Raw genomic sequence first — 19,266 nt, 5'->3', positions numbered from 1 at the left:
GGCCCGTGCCGTGGGCTCTGGCCGTCAGACGGCCAGGCTCTTGCGGCCCTTGCGGCGACGGCTCGACAGGATGGCGCGACCGGCACGGGTCCGCATGCGCAGGCGGAAGCCGTGCACCTTGTGACGGCGACGGTTGTTCGGCTGGTACGTACGCTTGCTCACGGCTATTTCTCCGAAGGTTTCGAGGGATGTCCACTCCACACGGCGTCGGTGCTGGTCGTTCGGCCGGCACCGCCCGTCCGCGCGGCCGCCATGTGGCGGATCGTGGACATGCGGCACCCGTCGACAGGGAGCGACCGGCCAACGGTACGCGGCGGGCGAAGTGGGGGTCAAACCCACGAGGCCCCCCCGGCGGCTGCCCTGTGGATGACGTCTTGCTCCACGCGTCGACCCGTTGTTACGTTCGGGGTCTCCGCGGTCCGTCCCGACCTCGGTCCGACCAGGGTCCAGCACGCCATGTGATCCGGGTCACAGACCAGCAGAACCGGTCTCTGACCTGCGGAAACGCTGGGAGGATCACCAGCCTGAGCGGCCGGGGAGCTCCGATCCGACGGATCGGGCCCGGCAGTTCACAGCTTGTGGACAACTCTGTGGAAGCCTCACCGGTCACATCGGTGGCGTGGTCCGTGCGAGGCCGGTTCCAGAGCAGCACACGCGCACGACGACATGGTGGAAGCGAAGGCGGTCCGGGTGGACGACCAGCAGGTAGATCTCGGGACGGCGTGGCAGCAGATCGTCGAGGACCTCCAGCCCAACCAGCGCGCCTGGCTGCGCCCGAGCGTGCCGATGACGCTCCACGAGAACACGGCGATCATCGCCGTGCCCAACGACTTCACCCGCAACCAGCTCGAGGGCCGGCTGCGCAACCACATCGAGGACGCGCTGACCGAGGGCTTCGGTCGCGAGATCCGGATGCTGGTGACCGTCAACCCGGCGCTCGAGTCCGAGGCACCGCCGCAGATCGACGAATCGACAGATGGATCTGTCTCTTTGTCGACAAACTTGCAGGCGCCCTACGAGCCGCCCGCGGCGGCGGTCGCGGTGGAGGCGCACGAGCCGGTCGGGGGCGGCGGCGAGCGCCGGCCGTCCGCGCTGGAGACGCGGCTCAACCCCAAGTACACCTTCGAGACCTTCGTCATCGGCTCGTCGAACCGCTTCCCCCACGCCGCCGCGGTCGCGGTCGCGGAGGCACCGGGCAAGGCGTACAACCCGCTCCTCGTCTACGGGGAGTCCGGCCTCGGCAAGACCCACCTCCTGCACGCGATCGGCCACTACGTCCGCAGCCTCTACAGCAACGCGAAGGTGCGCTACGTCTCCAGCGAGGAGTTCACGAACGAGTTCATCAACGCGATCCGCGACGACCGGCAGGACCGGTTCAAGCGGCGCTACCGCGATGTCGACGTCCTGCTGATCGACGACATCCAGTTCCTCGAGGGCAAGACGCAGACCCAGGAGGAGTTCTTCCACACGTTCAACACCCTCCACAACGCCAACAAGCAGATCGTGCTGACCTCCGACCGCGCGCCGAAGCGGCTCGAGGCGCTGGAGGACCGGCTGCGCAACCGGTTCGAGTGGGGGCTCATCACCGACGTGCAGCCGCCGGACCTCGAGACCCGCATCGCGATCCTGCGCAAGAAGGCCGCGATGGACCGGCTCACGGCGCCGCCGGACGTCCTCGAGTTCATCGCCTCCAAGATCCAGACCAACATCCGCGAGCTCGAGGGCGCGCTGATCCGGGTCACGGCGTTCGCGAACCTCAACCGCCAGGAGGTCGACATGACCCTGGCCGAGATCGTGCTGAAGGACCTGATCCCCGAGGGCGGTGAGCCCGAGATCACGCACGCGTTGATCATCGCCCAGACCGCCGCCTACTTCGGCGTCTCGCTCGAGGACCTCACCGGTCCCTCCCGCGGGCGGCACCTGGTGATGGCCCGCCAGATCGGCATGTACCTGTGCCGCGAGCTCACGTCGATGTCGCTGCCCCAGATCGGTCGCGAGTTCGGCGGCCGCGACCACACGACCGTGATGTACGCCGACCGCAAGATCCGCCAGCTCCTCGCCGAGCGCCGCGCGGTCTTCAACCAGGTCAGCGAGCTCACCAACCGCGTGAAGATGCAGGCCCGCCAGGCCTGACCCGCCGACTGGCACTGTCCGACGTCGGCGGCCGACCTTCTGGTCGTGCGGTCGTGCGTCCGGTGGTGCCTCCGGTGGTGCCTCCGGTCGGACGTCTCGTGTGGAGAACTTGTGGTTCGGTCCGCCGCGTCGTCCCCAGCCCCTGTGGACTCCTCGGGACGAACGACACGGAACCCGGCGCCGTCCACACCCACCGGCGGTGGCCCCCGAGGCCGTCCACACCCGTCATCCACAGGGTTTCAGACCGCTGACCTGCACAAACGCTCGCCGTCCACACTTTCCACGGACCCTATGACGACTATGAACCTCAAGACTGGTCCGATCTCCCACCAACATGTCACCGCCCTCGCTCTGGGGAGAACCCTGCCGCCGGCTCGACCGCGCGTGGCAGGATGCACTTCCCACGTGCACGCGTGTGGTTCCCGCCTGCGTGCAGCCGCTCGTTGCCCGCACCACCTCTCGTCGAGGAGACCCTTGTGAAGTTCCGCGTCGAACGCGACGTCTTCGCCGATGCCGTTGCCTGGGCTGCGCGCAGCCTGCCGGTCCGCCCCAGCTCGCCGGTCCTGGCCGGTCTGCTCATCGAGGCGAGCGACTCCGGGCTGGTGCTCTCGACGTTCGACTACGAGACCTCGGCCCGCGCCACCCTCTCCGCCGAGGTGAACGACGAGGGCAAGGCGCTGGTGAGCGGCCGCCTCCTCGCCGACATCTGCCGCAGCCTGCCCGCCAAGCCGGTCGAGCTCACCCTTGACGGCCCCCGCGTCTCGCTGACCTGCGGCTCCGCCCGCTTCAGCCTGCAGACGATGCCCGTCTCCGACTACCCCACGCTGCCCGAGATGCCGTCGGCCACCGGCACCGTCTCCAGCGCCGACTTCGCCCACGCCGTCGCGCAGGCCGTCACCGCGGCGGGTCGCGACGACATGCTGCCGGTGCTCACCGGCGTACGGATCGAGATCGACGGCTCCACGATGGCGCTGCTCGCCACCGACCGCTTCCGGCTCTCGCACCGCGAGCTGACCTGGAACCCGCAGTCCCCCGACGAGTCGGTGGCCGCGCTCGTGCCGGCAAAGGTGCTCGGCGACACCGCCAAGTCGCTCACCTCCGGTGCGGAGGTCACGATCGCCCTCAGCTCCAGCGGGACCGGCGAGGGCCTGATCGGCTTCGAGGGCACCGGCCTGGGTGGCGTACGCCGCACCACCACCCGGCTGCTCGACGGCGAGTTCCCCAAGGTCCGCTCGCTCTTCCCGGCCGAGCACCTCACGGTCGCCAAGGTCAGCAAGGCCGAGCTCATCGAGACCGTCAAGCGCGTGGCGCTCGTGGCCGAGCGCAACACCGCCGTGCAGATGAAGTTCGGCGACAACCAGATCGTGCTCGACGCCGGCTCCGGTGACGAGGCGATGGCCACCGAGGCCGTCGACGCCGACATCACCGGCGACGACCTGACCACCGGCTTCAACCCGCAGTTCCTCCTCGACGGCCTCACCGCCATCGACGGGGAGATGGTCGACCTGGCCTTCACCCAGGCGACGAAGCCCGTCGTGATCTCCGGCACCGACGCCGACGACACCACCGGTTCGTTCCGCTACCTGCTGATGCCGCGTCGGCTGCTGAGCTGAGGCCCTGACCACTGTGACGGCGGTTTCGACGCGCCTGTCGCGACCTCGTTCCTCGGTCGCGGGCTTGCTCAACCTGGCGACCCACGACGTTCACTCGTTCCTCGTGCACGGCTAGGGTCGCTCACATGGACATCGGACTCGTCGGACTCGGCAAGATGGGCGGCAACATGCGCGAGCGCATGCGTCGCGCGGGACTCACGGTGGTGGGCTTCGACCGCAACCCCGACGTGAGCGACGTCGACTCGCTCGAGGCGCTCGTCGAGGCGCTGCCGAGCCCGAAGGTCGTGTGGGTCATGGTGCCGGCCGGCGAGGCGACCCGCGCGACCATCCAGGAGCTCGGCGCCCTGCTGGGCGAGGGTGACGTGGTCGTCGACGGCGGCAACTCCCGCTGGACCGACGACATCGCCAACGCCGAGATGCTCGCCGAGAAGCAGGTCGGCTACGTCGACTGCGGCGTCTCGGGCGGCGTGTGGGGCCTCGAGAACGGCTACGCCCTGATGTACGGCGGCGACCCCGACGACATCGCGAAGGTGCAGCCGGCCTTCGACGCGCTCAAGCCCGAGGGTGACTTCGGGTCGGTCCACGCCGGCTCGGTCGGCGCCGGCCACTTCTCCAAGATGGTCCACAACGGCATCGAGTACGCGATCATGCAGGCGTACGCCGAGGGGTGGGAGCTGCTCGAGGCGGCCGACCTCACCGACAACGTGACCGAGGTCTTCCGCTCCTGGCGCGAGGGCACGGTCATCCGCTCGTGGCTGCTCGACCTCATGGTCGCCGCGCTCGACGACGACCCCGGCCTGTCGAAGGTCGCCGGCTACGCCGAGGACTCCGGCGAGGGCCGCTGGACCGTCGAGGCCGGCATCGAGCACGCCGTGGCCACCCCGGCCATCACCGCCGCGCTCTACGCCCGCTTCGTCTCCCGCCAGGACGACTCGCCGACGATGAAGGCCGTCGCCGCGATGCGCAACCAGTTCGGGGGCCACGCCGTCCGCTCCGCCGCGCCCAAGGGTGGCGACGCCGAGGGCACCGCGGGGGCCGAGCAGTCCGAGACGTCGAAGAAGGCCGGTGCCGGCAGCGGCCAGGAGCCCGGCGAGAGCTGATGTCCCAGTGCACGTCGCGCACCTGACCCTGCACGACTTCCGCTCCTACGCCGACATCGACGTGGCGCTGGAGCCGGGGGCGACGGCGTTCATCGGGCGCAACGGCCAGGGCAAGACCAACCTGGTCGAGGCCATCGACTACCTCTCGCGGCTCTCGTCGCACCGCGTCGCGACGGACGCTCCGCTGGTCCGGGCCGGCGCCGACCAGGCGATCGTCCGGGCGTCGGTGGTCAAGGAGGGGCGACCGGCGCTGCTCGAGGTCGAGCTCAACCCCGGTCGCGCCAACCGCGCCCGGATCAACCGCTCTCCCCTGCCGCGACCCCGCGAGATCGTCGGGCTGGTGCGCACCGTGGTCTTCTCCCCCGACGACCTGACGCTCGTGAAGGGCGACCCCTCGGACCGCCGCAAGTTCCTCGACGACCTGCTGATCCTGCGCTCGCCGCGGCTGGCCGGCGTGCGCGCCGACTACGACCGGGTGCTCAAGCAGCGCAACAGCCTGCTCAAGACCGCCGGTGTCGCCCGCGGCTCCTCGCGCGACGCGGCGATGTCGACGCTCGAGATCTGGGACGACAACCTCGCCCGCGTCGGTGCGGAGATCCTGGGCGCGCGGCTGCGGCTGGTCGAGGACCTGCGCCCCTACCTCGGCAAGGCCTACGAGGCCGTGGCCCGCGGTGCCAGCCGCGACGAGGCCGACCTCGAGTACAAGGCCAGCGTCGAGCCGGGCGACGACCTCCAGCAGGCGTTGCTCGACGCCATCGCGGCCCGGCGCAAGGAGGAGCTCGACCGGGGCATCTCCCTCGTCGGCCCGCACCGCGACGAGCTCCTGCTCTCCCTCGGCGACCCGCAGCTGCGCCTGCCGGTGAAGGGCTACGCCTCCCACGGGGAGTCGTGGTCGTTCGCGCTGGCGCTGCGGCTGGCGTCGTACGACCTGCTGCGCGCCGACGGCGACGACCCGATCCTGGTGCTCGACGACGTCTTCGCCGAGCTCGACGCCGAGCGTCGCCAGCAGCTCGCGGAGCTCGTCGCCGGTGCCGAGCAGGTGCTCGTCACCGCGGCGGTCGCCGCCGACGTGCCCGAGTCCCTCCAGGGCGTCCGCTTCCTCGTCGCCGACGGGACCGTGACCCGTGACGAGTGACGACCAGCCCGCGGAGCAGCCCGCGGAGCAGCCCGCGGAGCAGGCGGCCGACGAGCCCACGCCGGTCGACGCCGCGGCGGAGCACCGGCCCGACGGGCTCGACCTCGCGCGCTCGGCCGCCCGGGCGGCGGCGGCCACACCGGGTGGCCGGCCGCGGAAGAAGTCGTCGAGCCACCGACGGCGGACGTTCACGAAGTCCTCCGGCGCCCGGCCCGACGACCGCGACCCGCAGCTGCTCGAGCAGGCGATGGGGCGGCTGATCGCGAACCACGGGTGGGAGCTCGACCTCAAGGTCCAGGGGGTCTTCGGGCGCTGGGCCGAGCTCGTCGGCGACGAGGTCGCCGCCCACTGCACCCCCGAGTCGTTCGACGACGGTCGGCTGGTGGTGCGCACCGACTCCACGGCCTGGGCGACCCAGCTCAAGCTGCTCGCGCCCACCGTCGTACGACGCCTCAACGAGGAGCTCGGGCACGGCACGGTCACCCTGATCGAGGTGCTGGGGCCGCACCTGCCGACCTGGACCAAGGGACGGCTGTCGAGCCGCGACGGCCGCGGCCCGCGCGACACGTACGGCTGAGCCGGACAGCGCCGCGCACCCCACGTCGGTCCACGTCGCCAGAGCCGCGTTCTGCCGATCTGGGAGCCCGCGGACCACATGGGGACCCATCAGTCCCCCTGTTCGACCGGCTGACAGGCCTCCGCGGGCCCGCTGGAGGCACTTTTTCCTGCGGATCCATCCCCAACCGGGGGCTGATGCTTCGGTTCAGGCGCTCTGACGGGTATTGTGAGTCTCACGAGTCGCACGTCGTGTTGCCACCGCAACCGCCGCGACTCGACTCATGTCGAGCGCCCCCGGACCGGGTCCGGGGCGATGATCAGAAGGCTGTGCCTTGAGCGAACAGAATCACGAGTCCGTCCCCGCTCCGACCACCGATTCTGCTCCCGACCCACAGCCCTCCGAGGTCGACCGCGCCGAGGAGATCGCCGAGGCGGTCACCACCACCGGCGAGAAGCGGTCCAACACGGCCGTCGCCGAGGGCACCGAGTACGACGCGTCCGCGATCCAGGTGCTGGAGGGCCTCGAGGCGGTGCGCAAGCGCCCCGGCATGTACATCGGCTCCACCGGCGAGCGCGGGCTGCACCACCTGATCTGGGAGATCGTGGACAACGGCGTCGACGAGGCGCTGGCCGGCTACGCGACCCGCATCGTGCTCACCCTCCAGGCCGACGGCGGCGTGCGCGTGGAGGACAACGGTCGCGGCATCCCGACCGACACCGCGCCCGGGCAGGAGATGCCGGCGCTCACGATGGCGCTGACCATGCTCCACGCCGGCGGCAAGTTCGGCGGGGGCGGCTACAAGGTCTCCGGCGGCCTGCACGGCGTGGGCGTCTCGGTCGTCAACGCACTGTCGAGCCGCCTCGTGGCCGAGGTGAAGAACCGCGGCCACCTCTGGCGCCAGACCTTCCAGCTCGGCGTCCCCGACGCCGACCTCGAGCAGGTCCGGCCGATGGAGGCCGGCGAGCAGACCGGCACCACCGTCACCTGGTACGCCTCGGAGGACATCTTCGAGCACACCCACTACAGCCTCGAGACCATCACCTCACGGCTGCGCGAGATGGCCTTCCTCAACAAGGGCGTCGAGTTCGTGGTGCGCGACGAGCGCCCCGACGCCGAGTCGCGTGTCGACGCCGTCCAGGACGACACCATCGACAACGAGGTGGACAACGCCGGCCACGACGCGATCAAGCGCGCCGAGAGCGGCGGCCTCGAGCAGGTCTTCAAGTACGACCGCGGCCTCGTCGACTACGTCGAGCACCTCAATCGCCGCAAGACCGCGGCCAACCCGACGGTCATCTCCTTCGAGGCCGAGACCGCCGAGGGCGCCTCCGGTCAGCACATGAGCCTCGAGGTCGCGATGCAGTGGAACACCTCCTACACCGAGTCGGTCCACACCTTCGCCAACAACATCAACACCCACGAGGGCGGCACCCACGAGGAGGGCTTCCGCGCCGCGCTCACCTCCCTGGTCAACAACTGGGGCGAGGAGTGGGGGCTGATCAAGAAGAAGGAGGACCGGGTCTCCGGCGACGACATCCGTGAGGGCCTCACCGCCATCATCTCGATCAAGCTCAGCGAGCCGCAGTTCGAGGGCCAGACCAAGACCAAGCTCGGCAACACCGAGGCCAAGGGTTTCACGCAGCGGATCATGAACGACCAGCTCGGCGCCTGGCTCGAGCAGAACCCCGCCGAGGGCAGGGAGATCGTCCGCAAGTCCCAGGCCGCGGCGAGCGCGCGCATCGCAGCACGCAAGGCCCGCGAGCTCGCCCGCAACCGCAAGGGCCTGCTCGGTGGCGGTGGCCTCCCCGGCAAGCTCAGCGACTGCCAGTCGACCAACCCCGCCGAGTGCGAGGTCTTCATCGTCGAGGGTGACTCGGCCGGCGGCTCGGCGCGTCAGGGCCGCGATCCGCGCATCCAGGCGATCCTCCCGATCCGCGGCAAGATCCTCAACGTCGAGAAGGCGCGCATCGACAAGGTCCTCGCCAACACCGAGGTCCAGGCCATCATCTCGGCCCTCGGCACCGGCATCCACGAGGAGTTCAGCCTCGAGAAGCTGCGCTACCACAAGGTCGTGATGATGGCCGACGCCGACGTCGACGGCCACCACATCAACACCCTGCTGCTGACGCTGCTGTTCCGCTTCATGAAGCCGCTGATCGAGCACGGCTACGTCTACATGGCCCAGCCCCCTCTCTACCGGCTGCGCTGGAACAAGCCGGCCGAGCACGAGTTCGTCTACTCCGACGCCGAGCGCGACGCGCTGCTCGCCGACGGCCAGGCCCAGGGCAAGAAGCTGCCCAAGGAGAACCCGGTCCAGCGCTACAAGGGTCTCGGCGAGATGAACGCCGACGAGCTGTGGGAGACCACGATGGACCCCGACGCCCGCCTGATGAAGCAGGTCACGCTCGAGGACGCGGCCCAGGCCGACGAGGTGTTCTCGATCCTGATGGGCGAGGACGTCGAGCAGCGTCGTTCCTTCATCCAGCGCAACGCCAAGGACGTCCGATTCCTCGATATCTAGGTCGCTAACGCCATCTACGACCAGCCCTAGACATCGATAGAACGCAGGAGAGAACACGAGATGACCGAGACTCCCACCGGCACCGGCGGCGACGGCCTGGGCTTCGGCGACGAGCGCATCCAGCCGATCGAGCTGCAGACGCTGATGCAGCAGTCCTACATCGACTACGCGATGACGGTCATCGTCGGTCGGGCGCTGCCCGACGTACGCGACGGCCTCAAGCCGGTGCACCGACGCATCCTCTACGCGATGTACGACGGTGGCTACCGCCCCGACCGCGGCTTCTCGAAGTGCTCGCGCGTCGTCGGCGACGTCATGGGTCAGTACCACCCCCACGGCGACTCCGCGATCTACGACACCATGGTCCGCCTCGCCCAGCCGTGGGTGCTGCGCGCGCCGCTCATCAACGGCCAGGGCAACTTCGGTTCGCCGGGCAACGACTCGGCCGCCGCCATGCGGTACACCGAGTGCCGGATGGCGCCGCTGGCGATGGAGATGGTGCGCGACATCGACGAGGACACCGTCGACTTCCAGCCCAACTACGACGGCCGCTCGCAGGAGCCGACCATCCTGCCGTCGCGTTTCCCCAACCTGCTGGTCAACGGCTCGGCCGGCATCGCGGTCGGCATGGCGACCAACATCCCGCCGCACAACCTCCGCGAGGTGGCCGAGGGCGCGGTCTGGGCGCTCGAGCACCCCGACGCCACCAAGGAGGAGCTGCAGGACGCGCTCCTCCAGCGGATCAAGGGCCCCGACTTCCCCAACGGTGCGCTGATCGTGGGCCGGCAGGGCATCGAGCAGGCCTACCGCACGGGTCGCGGCTCGATCACCCAGCGCGCGGTGGTGGAGATCGACGAGGACGCCAAGGGCCGCGTGATGCTGGTCATCAGCGAGCTCCCCTACATGGTCAACCCCGACAACCTCGCGCTCAAGATCGCCGAGCTCGCCGACTCCGGCAAGATCCAGGGCATCTCCGACGTCCGCGACGACACCAGCTCGCGCACGGGCCAGCGGCTCGTCATCGTCCTGAAGCGCGACGCGGTCGCCCGGGTCGTGCTCAACAACCTCTTCAAGCACACCGAGCTGCAGTCCAACTTCTCGGCCAACATGCTCGCGCTGGTCGACGGGGTGCCGCGCACCCTGCCGATCGACCAGTTCATCTCGCAGTGGGTGACCCACCAGATCGAGGTCATCCAGCGACGCACCCGCTTCCGCCTCGCCGAGGCCGAGCGCCAGGCCCACATCTACCGCGGCCTCGCCAAGGCCCTCGACGCGCTCGACGAGGTCATCGCGCTGATCCGGCGCAGCCCGGACGTGGAGGAGGCCCGCACCGGCCTGATCCAGCTGCTCGACATCGACGAGGTCCAGGCCAACGCCATCCTCGAGATGCAGCTGCGCCGGCTCGCCGCCCTCGAGCGCCAGAAGATCATGGACCGCCTCGCCGAGCTCGAGCGCGTGATCGCCGACCTCGAGGACATCCTCGCCAACGAGGCGCGCCAGCGGCAGATCGTCTCCGACGAGCTCACCGAGATCGTCGACAAGTACGGCGACGACCGCCGCACGCAGATCATCGCCGCCGACGGCGACCTCTCGATGGAGGACCTGATCCCCGACGAGGACCTGGTCGTCTCCATCACGCGCGGCGGCTACGCCAAGCGCACCCGGGCCGACCAGTACCGCCTGCAGAAGCGCGGCGGCAAGGGCGTGCGCGGTGCGACCCTGCGCGGCGACGACGTGGTCCAGCACTTCATCGCGACCACCAACCACCACTGGCTGCTGTTCTTCACCACGGCCGGGCGCGTCTACCGCACGAAGGCCTACAACCTCCCCGAGGCGGCCCGTGACGCGAAGGGCGGCCACGTCGCCGGCCTGCTGAGCTTCCAGCCCGACGAGGACATCGCCCAGGTGCTGGCGATCCGCGACTACGAGCAGGCTCCCTACCTCGTGCTCGCCACCCGCACCGGCCTGGTCAAGAAGACCAAGCTCGGCGACTACAACAGCCCGCGCCAGGCCGGCGTCATCGCGATCAACTTCCGCGAGGAGGACGACGAGCTCATCGGTGCCGAGCTGGTCAACGCCGACGACGAGATCCTGCTCGTCTCCCGCAAGGGCCAGGCGATCCGCTTCACCGCCGACGACGACCAGCTGCGCCCGATGGGCCGCGCGACGGGCGGCGTGCGGGGCATGAAGTTCAAGCACGACGACGACTCGGTGCTCTCCCTCTCGGTCATCCGCGCCGCGCAGGTCGCGGCGGAGGAGGCGGCCGAGGAGGCCGGCGAGTCCGTGGAGGACAGCGAGGTGAAGGAGCAGTACGTCTTCACCATCACCGACGGCGGTTACGCCAAGCGCTCCCGCATCACCGACTACCGCACCACCAACCGCGGTGGTGTCGGCATTCGCGCGGTCAAGCTCACCAACGAGGACCGCGGCGGCCTGGTCGGCGCGTTCATCGTGGAGGAGGGCGACGAGGTGCTCTCGATCACGAGCGGCGGGCAGGTCGTGCGGAGCCCGATCGACGCCAACTTCCGTCCGACCGGCCGCGACAGCCAGGGCGTGAAGTTCGTGACGCCCAAGAAGGGTGACACGGTCGCCGTCGTGGCCCGTTCGGTCGAGGCGCGCGAGGACGAGGAGATCGACGAGCAGGCCGCCGAGGCCGCCGCCGAGGTCGAGGCCGGCGCCCGCGAGGCAGCCGCCGAATCGCCCGACGTGGTCGACGATGCAACAATCGATGGTCAGGATGCTGTGGAAGCACCTGCCGATGCCCCCGCAGACGACACCGAGGAGTGAGTGACCCATGTCGGAGCGCACCGCGACTCCCCGCCGTACCTCCGGGGGCGAGCCCGCCAAGCGGTCCCTGACCGAGCGGCTCCAGGACACGCTCTCCAGCGCCGCTGAGGAGCACCGCGCCAACGCCGGACCGGCCTCCGAGCGCGGCAGCCGCGTGCGGCGTGCGTCCGGCCGCCAGCCGCGGCGGGCCCGACTGAGGCTGACCCGGGTCGACCCGTGGTCGGTCATGAAGACCTCGTTCCTGCTGTCCGTCGCCTTCGGTGTCGTCACCTTCGTCGCCATCTTCATGGTGTGGTCGGTGCTCGGCGCCGCCGGTGTGTGGGACTCGATCAACTCGGCCGTGGCGAGCATCGTCGAGGGCGACAGCGGCAACTCCACCTTCGATGTCACGGACTACGTCGGCATGTCGCGGGTGCTCGGCTTCACGCTCCTCGTCTCGGTGGTCGACGTCATCCTCATCACCGCGATCGCCACCCTGACGGCGTTCCTCTACAACCTCGCGGCCGCCCTGCTCGGCGGCATCGAGGTCACCCTCGCCGAGGACGAGAAGTGATCGCGGGGGCCACCGGCTCCCCGATTGGCACGGCCTGACCGCGGTCGGGTAATCTTCGGCGTCGCCGCTTGCGGCGTGCACGGGCCTATAGCTCAGACGGTTAGAGCGCTTCCCTGATAAGGAAGAGGTCACAGGTTCAAGTCCTGTTAGGCCCACTCCATCCCTTCGCACCACCCCTTCGCTCCGCTCCGAGGAGAGTCCATGAAGAAGCTCCTGCTGGTCGCCCTCGCCGCCGCCGGTGCGGTCGTGGCGAAGAAGAAGATGGACGAGGGCAAGAACGAGCAGGCCCTCTGGGCCGAGGCTACCGACACCGTCGAGAAGGCCTGACGCTCCACCTCCGGGCGCACCGCGCCCAACGGGGCCTTGGCGCAATTGGTAGCGCACCTGCTTTGCAAGCAGGGGGTTAGGGGTTCGAGTCCCCTAGGCTCCACCACCCACCGAGATCGTGGAACATCCGGGTCACCAGGTGACGCGAAACCTCCACGATCACGTGTGACGTCCGGCCCATCCCTCGGAATCGGTGACCCGCGTGCCGCGGGCGACCCCACACTGGACGCGTGCTGGGCATCACCGACCTCCCGACCTACCTCGTCGGCCTCGTCCTGATCATCCTGCTGCCGGGACCGAACTCGCTCTACGTCCTCTCCGTCGCCGCGCGGCGCGGGGTGCGGAGCGGGTACGCCGGCGCGGCGGGCGTATGGACCGGCGACGCCGTGCTGATGACGCTGTCCGCGGCCGGCGTCGCGTCGCTGCTGCAGGCCAACCCGGCCGCGTTCGCCGTCGTGAAGTGGGCGGGCGCGTCGTACCTGCTCTGGCTCGCCGTCGGCATGCTCCGCGCCGCGTGGGGCATGTGGCGCTCGCGGCTCCCGGTCGCCGAGCAGATCGCCGACGCCGCCGCCGAGGCCGGGGTCGAGCCGCAGGCCCGTGGCGAGCGGCCCTACCGTCGCGCGCTGGTGATCAGCCTGCTGAACCCGAAGGCGATCCTCTTCTTCGTCGCGTTCTTCGTGCAGTTCGTCGACCCGGCCTACGCCCACCCGGTCGTCTCGTTCCTGGTGCTGGGCACGCTCGCGACCCTCGCCAGCGCGGCGTACCTCAGCGTGCTGATCTTCGGCGGCACGCACCTCGCGGCCGCCTTCCGCCGGCGCAAGGCGCTGTCCGCGGGCGCGACCTCGGCCGTGGGCGCGGTGTTCGTCGGCTTCGCGGTGAAGCTCGCGCTCGCCTCGGCCTGAGGCCACCGCCGCCGGACTCTCGAGAAAAGACGGTCGTCTCGCGCTGTCGTATCCGCGTGGTCCCGTTCGTGGTAGGGGTGAGAGGCCGCCCGACCGGGGCCGCCGCCGACCACTGGAGATGATCGACATGCACTACCTCCTCACCGTCATCGGAGACACCGACAACCCGGCCGACGACTCCGCGCCCGGCGCGATCGACGCGTTCAACGACCGGCTCAAGACCGAGGGCCGCTGGGTCTTCGGTGGCGGCCTGACCGATCCCCGGGACGCCACCGTCGCCGACAGCCGCGGCGGCGAGCCGGTGTTCACCGACGGCCCCTTCGTGGAGTCCAAGGAGTACCTCGCCGGCTTCTGGGTGGTCACCGCCGACGACCTCGACGTGGCGCTCGCGCTGTCGGCCGACGCGTCGCGCGCCTGCCACCGCAAGGTCGAGGTCCGCCCCTTCGGTGGCGTGGCCTGACCGTGGCTGACCCCGTGGCCGACCCCACCGCGGGGCTCGACGAGGTCCTGACCCGGGTCCACCGCGAGGAGTGGGCCCGGGTCGTGGCCACCCTCGCCCGGCGCTTCGGCGACCTCGGTGTCGCCGAGGACGCCGCTGCCGAGGCCTTCGCCACCGCCGTCGAGCGGTGGCGCGCCGACGGCGTACCCCCCAACCCGGGCGCCTGGCTGACCACCACGGCCGGCAACAAGGCGCTCGACCGCGTACGCCGTGAGAGCCGGCGCGACGCCAAGCAGAGGCAGGCCCACATGCTCACCGACCAGCTCTCCGGACCACCGGAGCCCACCGGTGCCGTCGAGGACGAACGGCTCCGGCTGCTGTTCACCTGCGCCCACCCGGCGCTCGCCGTGGAGGCGCGGGTCGCCCTCACGCTGCGCATGGTCGGCGGTCTCACCGTCGCTGAGATCGCCCACGCCTTCCTGGTGCAGGAGACGACGATGGCGCAGCGGATCACCCGCGCCAAGACGAAGATCAAGGCCGCCGGCATCCCGTGGCGCGTGCCCGCCGAGGAGGACCTCCCCGCCCGGATCGACGGCGTCCTGACCGTGCTCTACCTCGTCTTCAACGAGGGCTACCTCGCCAGCGGCGCCGACAGCGACCCGGTGCGAGCGGAGCTGACGGGCGAGGCGATCCGGCTGACGCGCCTAGTGCGCGAGCTGCTGCCGGACGACGGGGAGGCGGCCGGGCTGCTCGCCCTGATGTTGCTCATCGAGGCCCGGCGCACGGCACGGGTGTCGGCGGACGGCGCGCTGGTCCCGCTCGACCAGCAGGACCGCGGCGCGTGGGACCGCGCGCTCGTCGCCGAGGGCCACGCCCTCGTCCGTGAGCGGCTCGCCTCGGGCCGGCCGCCCGGGCGCTACCAGGTGCTCGCCGCGATCAACGCCGTCCACACCGACGCCGCCGACGCCCGGGACACCGACTGGTCGCAGGTCGCGGCGCTGTACGACCAGCTCGCCCGCCTCGACCCGTCACCCGTCGTTGCCCTCAACCGGGCGATCGCCGTGGCCGAGCTCGACGGTCCCCAGGTCGCCCTCGCCCAGGTGGACGCGCTGGCGGCGCCCCTCGACGGCTACCACGCCTTCCACGCCACCCGGGCCGACCTGCTCCGCCGGCTGGGCCGCAGCCCGGAGGCGCGGGAGGCCTACGACCGGGCGCTCGGGCTGGCCCGCAACGCCGCCGAGACGGCGTACCTCACCCGCCGGCGCGACGAGCTGGCCGGACCTCAGTAGCCGCGCAGCCACTCGCTGAGGGCGTCGTTCGCCTCGTCCGACAGCGGCACCCGGGTCGTCGACGTCCTTCGCGCGTCGGGATAGGTGATGCCGAACCGACGCCAGAGGTCGAGCACGACCCAGCCGTCCAGGAGGTGGTGCTCGTCCGAGTCGTGGGCCCGGGGCGGCCGCCTCCAGCGTGACCGGGCGCGCTCCACGGACACCTGCTGGAAGTACGGCTCCACGTCCGCGGGCGGCACGCCGACGCTCGCCGCCACCAGCTCCGGGTCGCCCTCGTGGTCGTGGACGTAGTCGGCCGGTCCGAAGTAGCCCGGCAGGTTCACGTACCGGTCGCGCACCTCGCCCCGGTCGAGGAGGTGGTGGGTCCAGAAGACGTCCTCGTAGATGCTGACGGCGGACGCCACGGTGCCCAGGCGACGGGTCAGCTCCGCCCCGAGCCTGTCCGCCGGGATGATGTAGTGCGGCGCCAGGGTCACCCAGCCGGACGAGGCGGTGCACAGCACGTCGTACCGGTTCGCGTCGTCGTGCGGACCCGGCACCGGCTGCACGCGGTGACCGACGCCCCGCAGCAGCGACAGGAACACGTCGACCACCTCGTCCGCGTCGTCGCTGCGCACCGCGACCGCGCTCAGGAGCACCCCCACGTGGCGCATCGTGGCACGCGTCACCCGCCCGCGCAGCCGATTCGTGACGCTTCGGGCCGGCTGGGACAATCGAGGCCGTGACCGCCCCCCGCCGACCCGGCCTGCTGACCGACCTCGGCGCGGCGGCCCTGGCGCTCGTGCTGGTGGGGATCGCCGGCATGCTCGGGAAGTGGCAGTACGACGCCTGGCAGGCGCACCGCGACGCCGAGGCGCTCGACCTGACCGGCGTCGCGGCGGTGCCGCTGGACGAGGTGATGGGCGACGACGACCCGTTCCCGGCCCCCGACCTGGGTCGACCCGTCGAGGTGTCGGGCGAGTGGCTCGACGGCGGCTTCTGGGTCGCCGACCGGGCGCGCGACGGCGAGCCCGGCTACTGGGCGGTGACGCCGCTGCAGACCGGTGACGCCGCGGTGCTCGTCGTGCGCGGCTGGGCTCCCGAGCCCGACCCCGACCTGCTCGACGTCTCGGGCGAGGCCGAGGTCACCGGCTGGCTGCAGCCGCCGGAGGGCACCCTGGTCGTCGACGACGACCCGTCCGACGACGTCTTCCCCGAGATCCGGGTCGCCGACGCCGTGCAGCGCGTCGACGTGGACCTCTGGTCCGCCTACGTGATCAGCCAAGAACCGGGCCCCGGCCTGGAGGAGGCCGAGCTCGCCTCGCTGCCCACGCCGAGCCGGACGACGGGCATCCGCAACCTGCTCTACGCGGTCGAGTGGTGGATCTTCGGGGCGTTCGCGGCCTTCATCTGGTGGCGCTGGCGCCGCGACGCCACCGCACCCGAGACGACGCCCGACCTGACCTCACCGAGCGCCGGATAGGTTGACCGCCGTGTCCCGCAACCTCACCGCCTACCGCGTCATGGCCACCATCGTCGGTGTCCTGCTCGTGGTGCTCTGCCTGATCGGCGTCCCGCTGGCCAACTTCGACGGATCACCGATGTGGGGCGTCTTCGACAGCACCCCGACCTGGGTCACCCCCGGCTCCGACGCCCAGCAGCTCGGTGAGGCGATCACGACCTACCTCGGCGTCGCGCACGGCTGGCTCTACATGATCTTCCTCTTCAGCGCCTTCCTGCTCTCGCGACGGGCCCGGTGGGACTTCCCCTTCACCCTGGTGACCCTCGTCTGCGGCACGATCCCGCTGGTCTCCTTCTGGGCCGAGCACCGCGCCACCCGACGCGTCCGCGCGGAGCACCCCGAGCTCGCCTGATCCTCACTAGGGTCGACCCATGGTGACCGCGTTCGTGCTCGGTGGAGGCGGCGTGCTGGGCGCCGTCGAGGTCGGCATGCTGCGGGCGCTGCTCGAGCGCGACATCGTCCCCGACCTCGTCCTCGGCACCAGCGTCGGCGCCCTCAACGGCGCCTTGGTCGCCCGGCAGCCCGAGCTCGCGGTGGTCGAGCGGCTCACCGACCTCTGGGCGGCCACGGCGCAGGGACGCGACGTGTACGGCGACCGCCCGCTGCGGACGGTCCGGCGCGCCGTGTCGACGGGCACCCACATCTACTCCTCCCAGCCGTTGCGCACCCGGCTCGAGGAGGAGCTCGGGAGCGCGCGCTTCGAGGACCTGCCCGTGCGGCTCGAGGTGTGCGCGGCGAGCATCGAGCGCGCGGCCGAGCACTGGTTCTCCGAGGGACCGATCGTCCCGGCCATCCTCGCGAGCGCCGCCGTCCCGGGGCTCCTCCCGCCGGCCGAGGTCGACGGCGAGCACTTCCTCGACGGCGGCCTGGTGAACTCCATCCCGGTGGGCCGGGCGGTCGAGCTCGGCGCGACCCGCATCTTCGTGCTGCAGGTCGGCCGGATCGACCGGCCGCTGCGGGTGCCGACCCGACCGTGGGAGGTCGCCCGGGTGAGCTTCGAGGTCGCCCGCCGCCACCGGTTCACGCGCGACATGGCCACGATCCCCGACGGCGTCGAGGCCCACGTCCTGCCCGCCGCCGGCACGTCGTCGCGCGACGACTCGCTGCTCGCCCACCGCGACTTCTCCGGGGTGCAGGGCCGCATCGACGCGACGTACGCCGCCTCGCGGGACTACCTCGACGCGCAGCTCGGCCGCCCATGAGGCGCCCGCTCGTGTGGGCCCTCCGTCGGCTGGTGGTGGCCCCGGCGGTGATCGCCCTCACGGTGCTGATGTGGGTGACCCTCCCCGGCTGGCTGCTGGTGGCCGCGGCGCTCGCGCCGGTGCTGCCGGGCCGGTGGCGCGCGCTGCGCGTGCTGTGGCTGGTGCTGCTGTACGCCACCTTCGAGACGCTGATGCTGGCGGTGCTGCTCGGCCTGTGGCTGGCCAGCGGCTTCGGCTGGCGGATCCGCTCGCCGTACTTCGCGGGCATCCACTACGACCTGGTGCAGGGCACGCTGATCGTCTTCTTCCGCGAGGCCCGGCGCGTGCTGGCGCTGCGGATCCGCACCGACGGGCCGCACCCGTCCCGGGTGCCCGACGGGCCGGTGCTGGTGATGTGCCGCCACGCGGGGCCCGGCGACTCGTTCGTGCTGATGTACGCCCTGCTGCACTGGTACCACCGCGAGCCGCGCGTCGTCCTGAAGAACACCCTGGCCTGGGACCCGGCGATCGACGTGATCCTCAACCGGGTCCCGGCCCGCTTCATCTCGCCCAACCCGGCGGCCGGGGAGGACCTGGAGTCCCAGATCGCGTCGCTGGCGACGGGCCTGGACCGCAACGACGCGTTCGTGATCTTCCCGGAGGGCGGCAACTTCACCGCGGCGCGTCGTGACCGGGCGATCGCCCGCCTGCGCCGGCTCGGCCTGGAGCGGATGGCGGTGCGTGCGGAGGAGATGGTCCACGTCCTCGCCCCGCGACCCGGCGGCGTGCTCGCCGCGCTCGACGCCGCACCCGACGCCGACGTGCTGATGGTCGCCCACACCGGGCTCGACCACCTGCTCACCGTCGGCGACCTGTGGCGCGAGCTGCCGATGGACAAGCAGATCACCATGCGCTGGTGGCGGGTGGCCCGCGAGGAGATCCCCGCCGACCGCGAGCAGCGCATCGAGTGGCTCTTCGGCTGGTGGGAGCGGATCGACGACTGGATCGAGGTCAACCGGCCGGCCGACACGCTGGGCTGACGACTCGGGCGGTGCCCCACCCACGTCCGCGAGCCGCGGAACCTGGGTGGGACACCGCCCGGTGCGGTGCTGCGGGTGCTACTACTTCTTCTTGGGCACGTCGTCGATGTCGATGACGTCGGCGGGCGTGTCCGGGTCGGTCGGCCGGTGGGCCTCCTCGACCGAGTCGCTGATCGCCTCGCCCGG

The 19,266-nt window shown here is 71.1% G+C and carries 17 protein-coding genes, 2 tRNA genes and 1 pseudogene; 18 read left to right on the top strand and 2 right to left on the bottom strand.

The window, feature by feature from the left end; genetic code table 11:
* Positions 1-24 precede the first annotated feature (24 nt).
* Complete coding sequence (gene rpmH / locus NYO98_RS17790; protein ID WP_011758123.1) at positions 25-162, bottom strand: 50S ribosomal protein L34; 138 nt, start codon at positions 160-162, stop codon at positions 25-27.
* A gap of 504 nt (positions 163-666) precedes the next feature.
* Here rpmH and dnaA point away from each other — a divergent pair.
* From dnaA to NYO98_RS17720, 14 genes and pseudogenes are all read left to right on the top strand, one after another.
* A complete protein-coding gene (gene dnaA, locus NYO98_RS17785; protein WP_268113086.1) occupies positions 667-2,133 on the top strand; it encodes a chromosomal replication initiator protein DnaA in 1,467 nt (488 codons plus the stop codon).
* A gap of 476 nt (positions 2,134-2,609) precedes the next feature.
* The gene (gene dnaN, locus NYO98_RS17780) at positions 2,610-3,746 is read left to right on the top strand and encodes a DNA polymerase III subunit beta (RefSeq protein ID WP_268113085.1); all 1,137 of its coding nucleotides are present in this window, start codon (positions 2,610-2,612) and stop codon (positions 3,744-3,746) included.
* 110 nt (positions 3,747-3,856) lie between these two features.
* A pseudogene (gene gnd / locus NYO98_RS17775) lies at positions 3,857-4,846 on the top strand (phosphogluconate dehydrogenase (NAD(+)-dependent, decarboxylating)); the annotation flags it as partial.
* A gap of 7 nt (positions 4,847-4,853) precedes the next feature.
* Positions 4,854-5,981, top strand: coding sequence for a DNA replication/repair protein RecF (gene recF / locus NYO98_RS17770; protein WP_268113084.1), 1,128 nt, complete (start codon positions 4,854-4,856; stop codon positions 5,979-5,981).
* The gene (locus tag NYO98_RS17765) at positions 5,971-6,558 is read left to right on the top strand and encodes a DUF721 domain-containing protein (RefSeq protein WP_268113083.1); all 588 of its coding nucleotides are present in this window, start codon (positions 5,971-5,973) and stop codon (positions 6,556-6,558) included. Before recF ends, NYO98_RS17765 begins: the two co-directional genes overlap by 11 nt.
* A gap of 403 nt (positions 6,559-6,961) precedes the next feature.
* Positions 6,962-9,061, top strand: coding sequence for a DNA topoisomerase (ATP-hydrolyzing) subunit B (gyrB, locus tag NYO98_RS17760; RefSeq protein ID WP_268113550.1), 2,100 nt, complete (start codon positions 6,962-6,964; stop codon positions 9,059-9,061).
* Positions 9,062-9,121: 60 nt separating this feature from the next.
* Positions 9,122-11,848: a DNA gyrase subunit A gene (gyrA, locus tag NYO98_RS17755; RefSeq protein ID WP_268113082.1), complete on the top strand. Its 2,727-nt coding sequence runs from the start codon at positions 9,122-9,124 to the stop codon at positions 11,846-11,848.
* 7 nt (positions 11,849-11,855) lie between these two features.
* Entirely contained in the window at positions 11,856-12,401 is a 546-nt protein-coding gene (locus NYO98_RS17750; RefSeq protein ID WP_268113081.1) for a DUF3566 domain-containing protein, read from the top strand.
* 81 nt (positions 12,402-12,482) lie between these two features.
* Positions 12,483-12,556, top strand: a tRNA-Ile gene (locus NYO98_RS17745).
* Between the two features lie 46 nt (positions 12,557-12,602).
* On the top strand, positions 12,603-12,728 hold the full coding sequence (locus tag NYO98_RS17740) for a DLW-39 family protein (RefSeq protein WP_224747136.1): 126 nt from the start codon (positions 12,603-12,605) through the stop codon (positions 12,726-12,728).
* Between the two features lie 30 nt (positions 12,729-12,758).
* Positions 12,759-12,834: transfer RNA gene (locus NYO98_RS17735), tRNA-Ala, on the top strand.
* Between the two features lie 124 nt (positions 12,835-12,958).
* Positions 12,959-13,630 carry a leucine efflux protein LeuE gene (gene leuE, locus NYO98_RS17730; RefSeq protein WP_268113080.1) on the top strand — a complete coding sequence of 224 codons (672 nt, stop codon included), beginning with the start codon at positions 12,959-12,961 and terminating at the stop codon, positions 13,628-13,630.
* A gap of 127 nt (positions 13,631-13,757) precedes the next feature.
* Complete coding sequence (locus tag NYO98_RS17725) at positions 13,758-14,090, top strand: YciI family protein (protein WP_268113079.1); 333 nt, start codon at positions 13,758-13,760, stop codon at positions 14,088-14,090.
* Positions 14,091-14,104: 14 nt separating this feature from the next.
* Positions 14,105-15,358, top strand: a complete 1,254-nt coding sequence (locus NYO98_RS17720; RefSeq protein ID WP_268113078.1) for an RNA polymerase sigma factor — start codon at positions 14,105-14,107, stop codon at positions 15,356-15,358.
* On the opposite strand, the gene NYO98_RS17715 is transcribed toward NYO98_RS17720, so the two are convergent.
* On the bottom strand, positions 15,352-16,002 hold the full coding sequence (locus tag NYO98_RS17715; RefSeq protein ID WP_268113077.1) for a hypothetical protein: 651 nt from the start codon (positions 16,000-16,002) through the stop codon (positions 15,352-15,354). The two genes, NYO98_RS17720 and NYO98_RS17715, sit on opposite strands and share 7 nt — an antisense overlap.
* A gap of 77 nt (positions 16,003-16,079) precedes the next feature.
* Between NYO98_RS17715 and NYO98_RS17710 the strand changes: the two genes are divergently transcribed.
* The 4 genes from NYO98_RS17710 to NYO98_RS17695 are packed head-to-tail and all read left to right on the top strand — an operon-like array spanning position 16,080 to position 19,080.
* A complete protein-coding gene (locus tag NYO98_RS17710; RefSeq protein WP_268113076.1) occupies positions 16,080-16,820 on the top strand; it encodes an SURF1 family protein in 741 nt (246 codons plus the stop codon).
* Between the two features lie 10 nt (positions 16,821-16,830).
* Entirely contained in the window at positions 16,831-17,211 is a 381-nt protein-coding gene (locus tag NYO98_RS17705; protein ID WP_268113075.1) for a DUF3817 domain-containing protein, read from the top strand.
* Between the two features lie 19 nt (positions 17,212-17,230).
* Positions 17,231-18,061 (top strand): patatin-like phospholipase family protein, encoded by an 831-nt coding sequence (locus NYO98_RS17700; protein WP_268113074.1) that lies wholly within the window; start codon positions 17,231-17,233, stop codon positions 18,059-18,061.
* A gap of 11 nt (positions 18,062-18,072) precedes the next feature.
* On the top strand, positions 18,073-19,080 hold the full coding sequence (locus NYO98_RS17695) for a 1-acyl-sn-glycerol-3-phosphate acyltransferase (protein ID WP_268113072.1): 1,008 nt from the start codon (positions 18,073-18,075) through the stop codon (positions 19,078-19,080).
* Positions 19,081-19,266: the final 186 nt, after the last annotated feature.

The sequence above is a fragment of the Nocardioides pini genome (assembly GCF_026712185.1).
Classification (GTDB): domain Bacteria; phylum Actinomycetota; class Actinomycetes; order Propionibacteriales; family Nocardioidaceae; genus Nocardioides; species Nocardioides pini.
The sequence above is the reverse complement of the archived record's forward strand: the minus strand, read 5'-3'. Positions and strand labels throughout refer to the sequence as shown.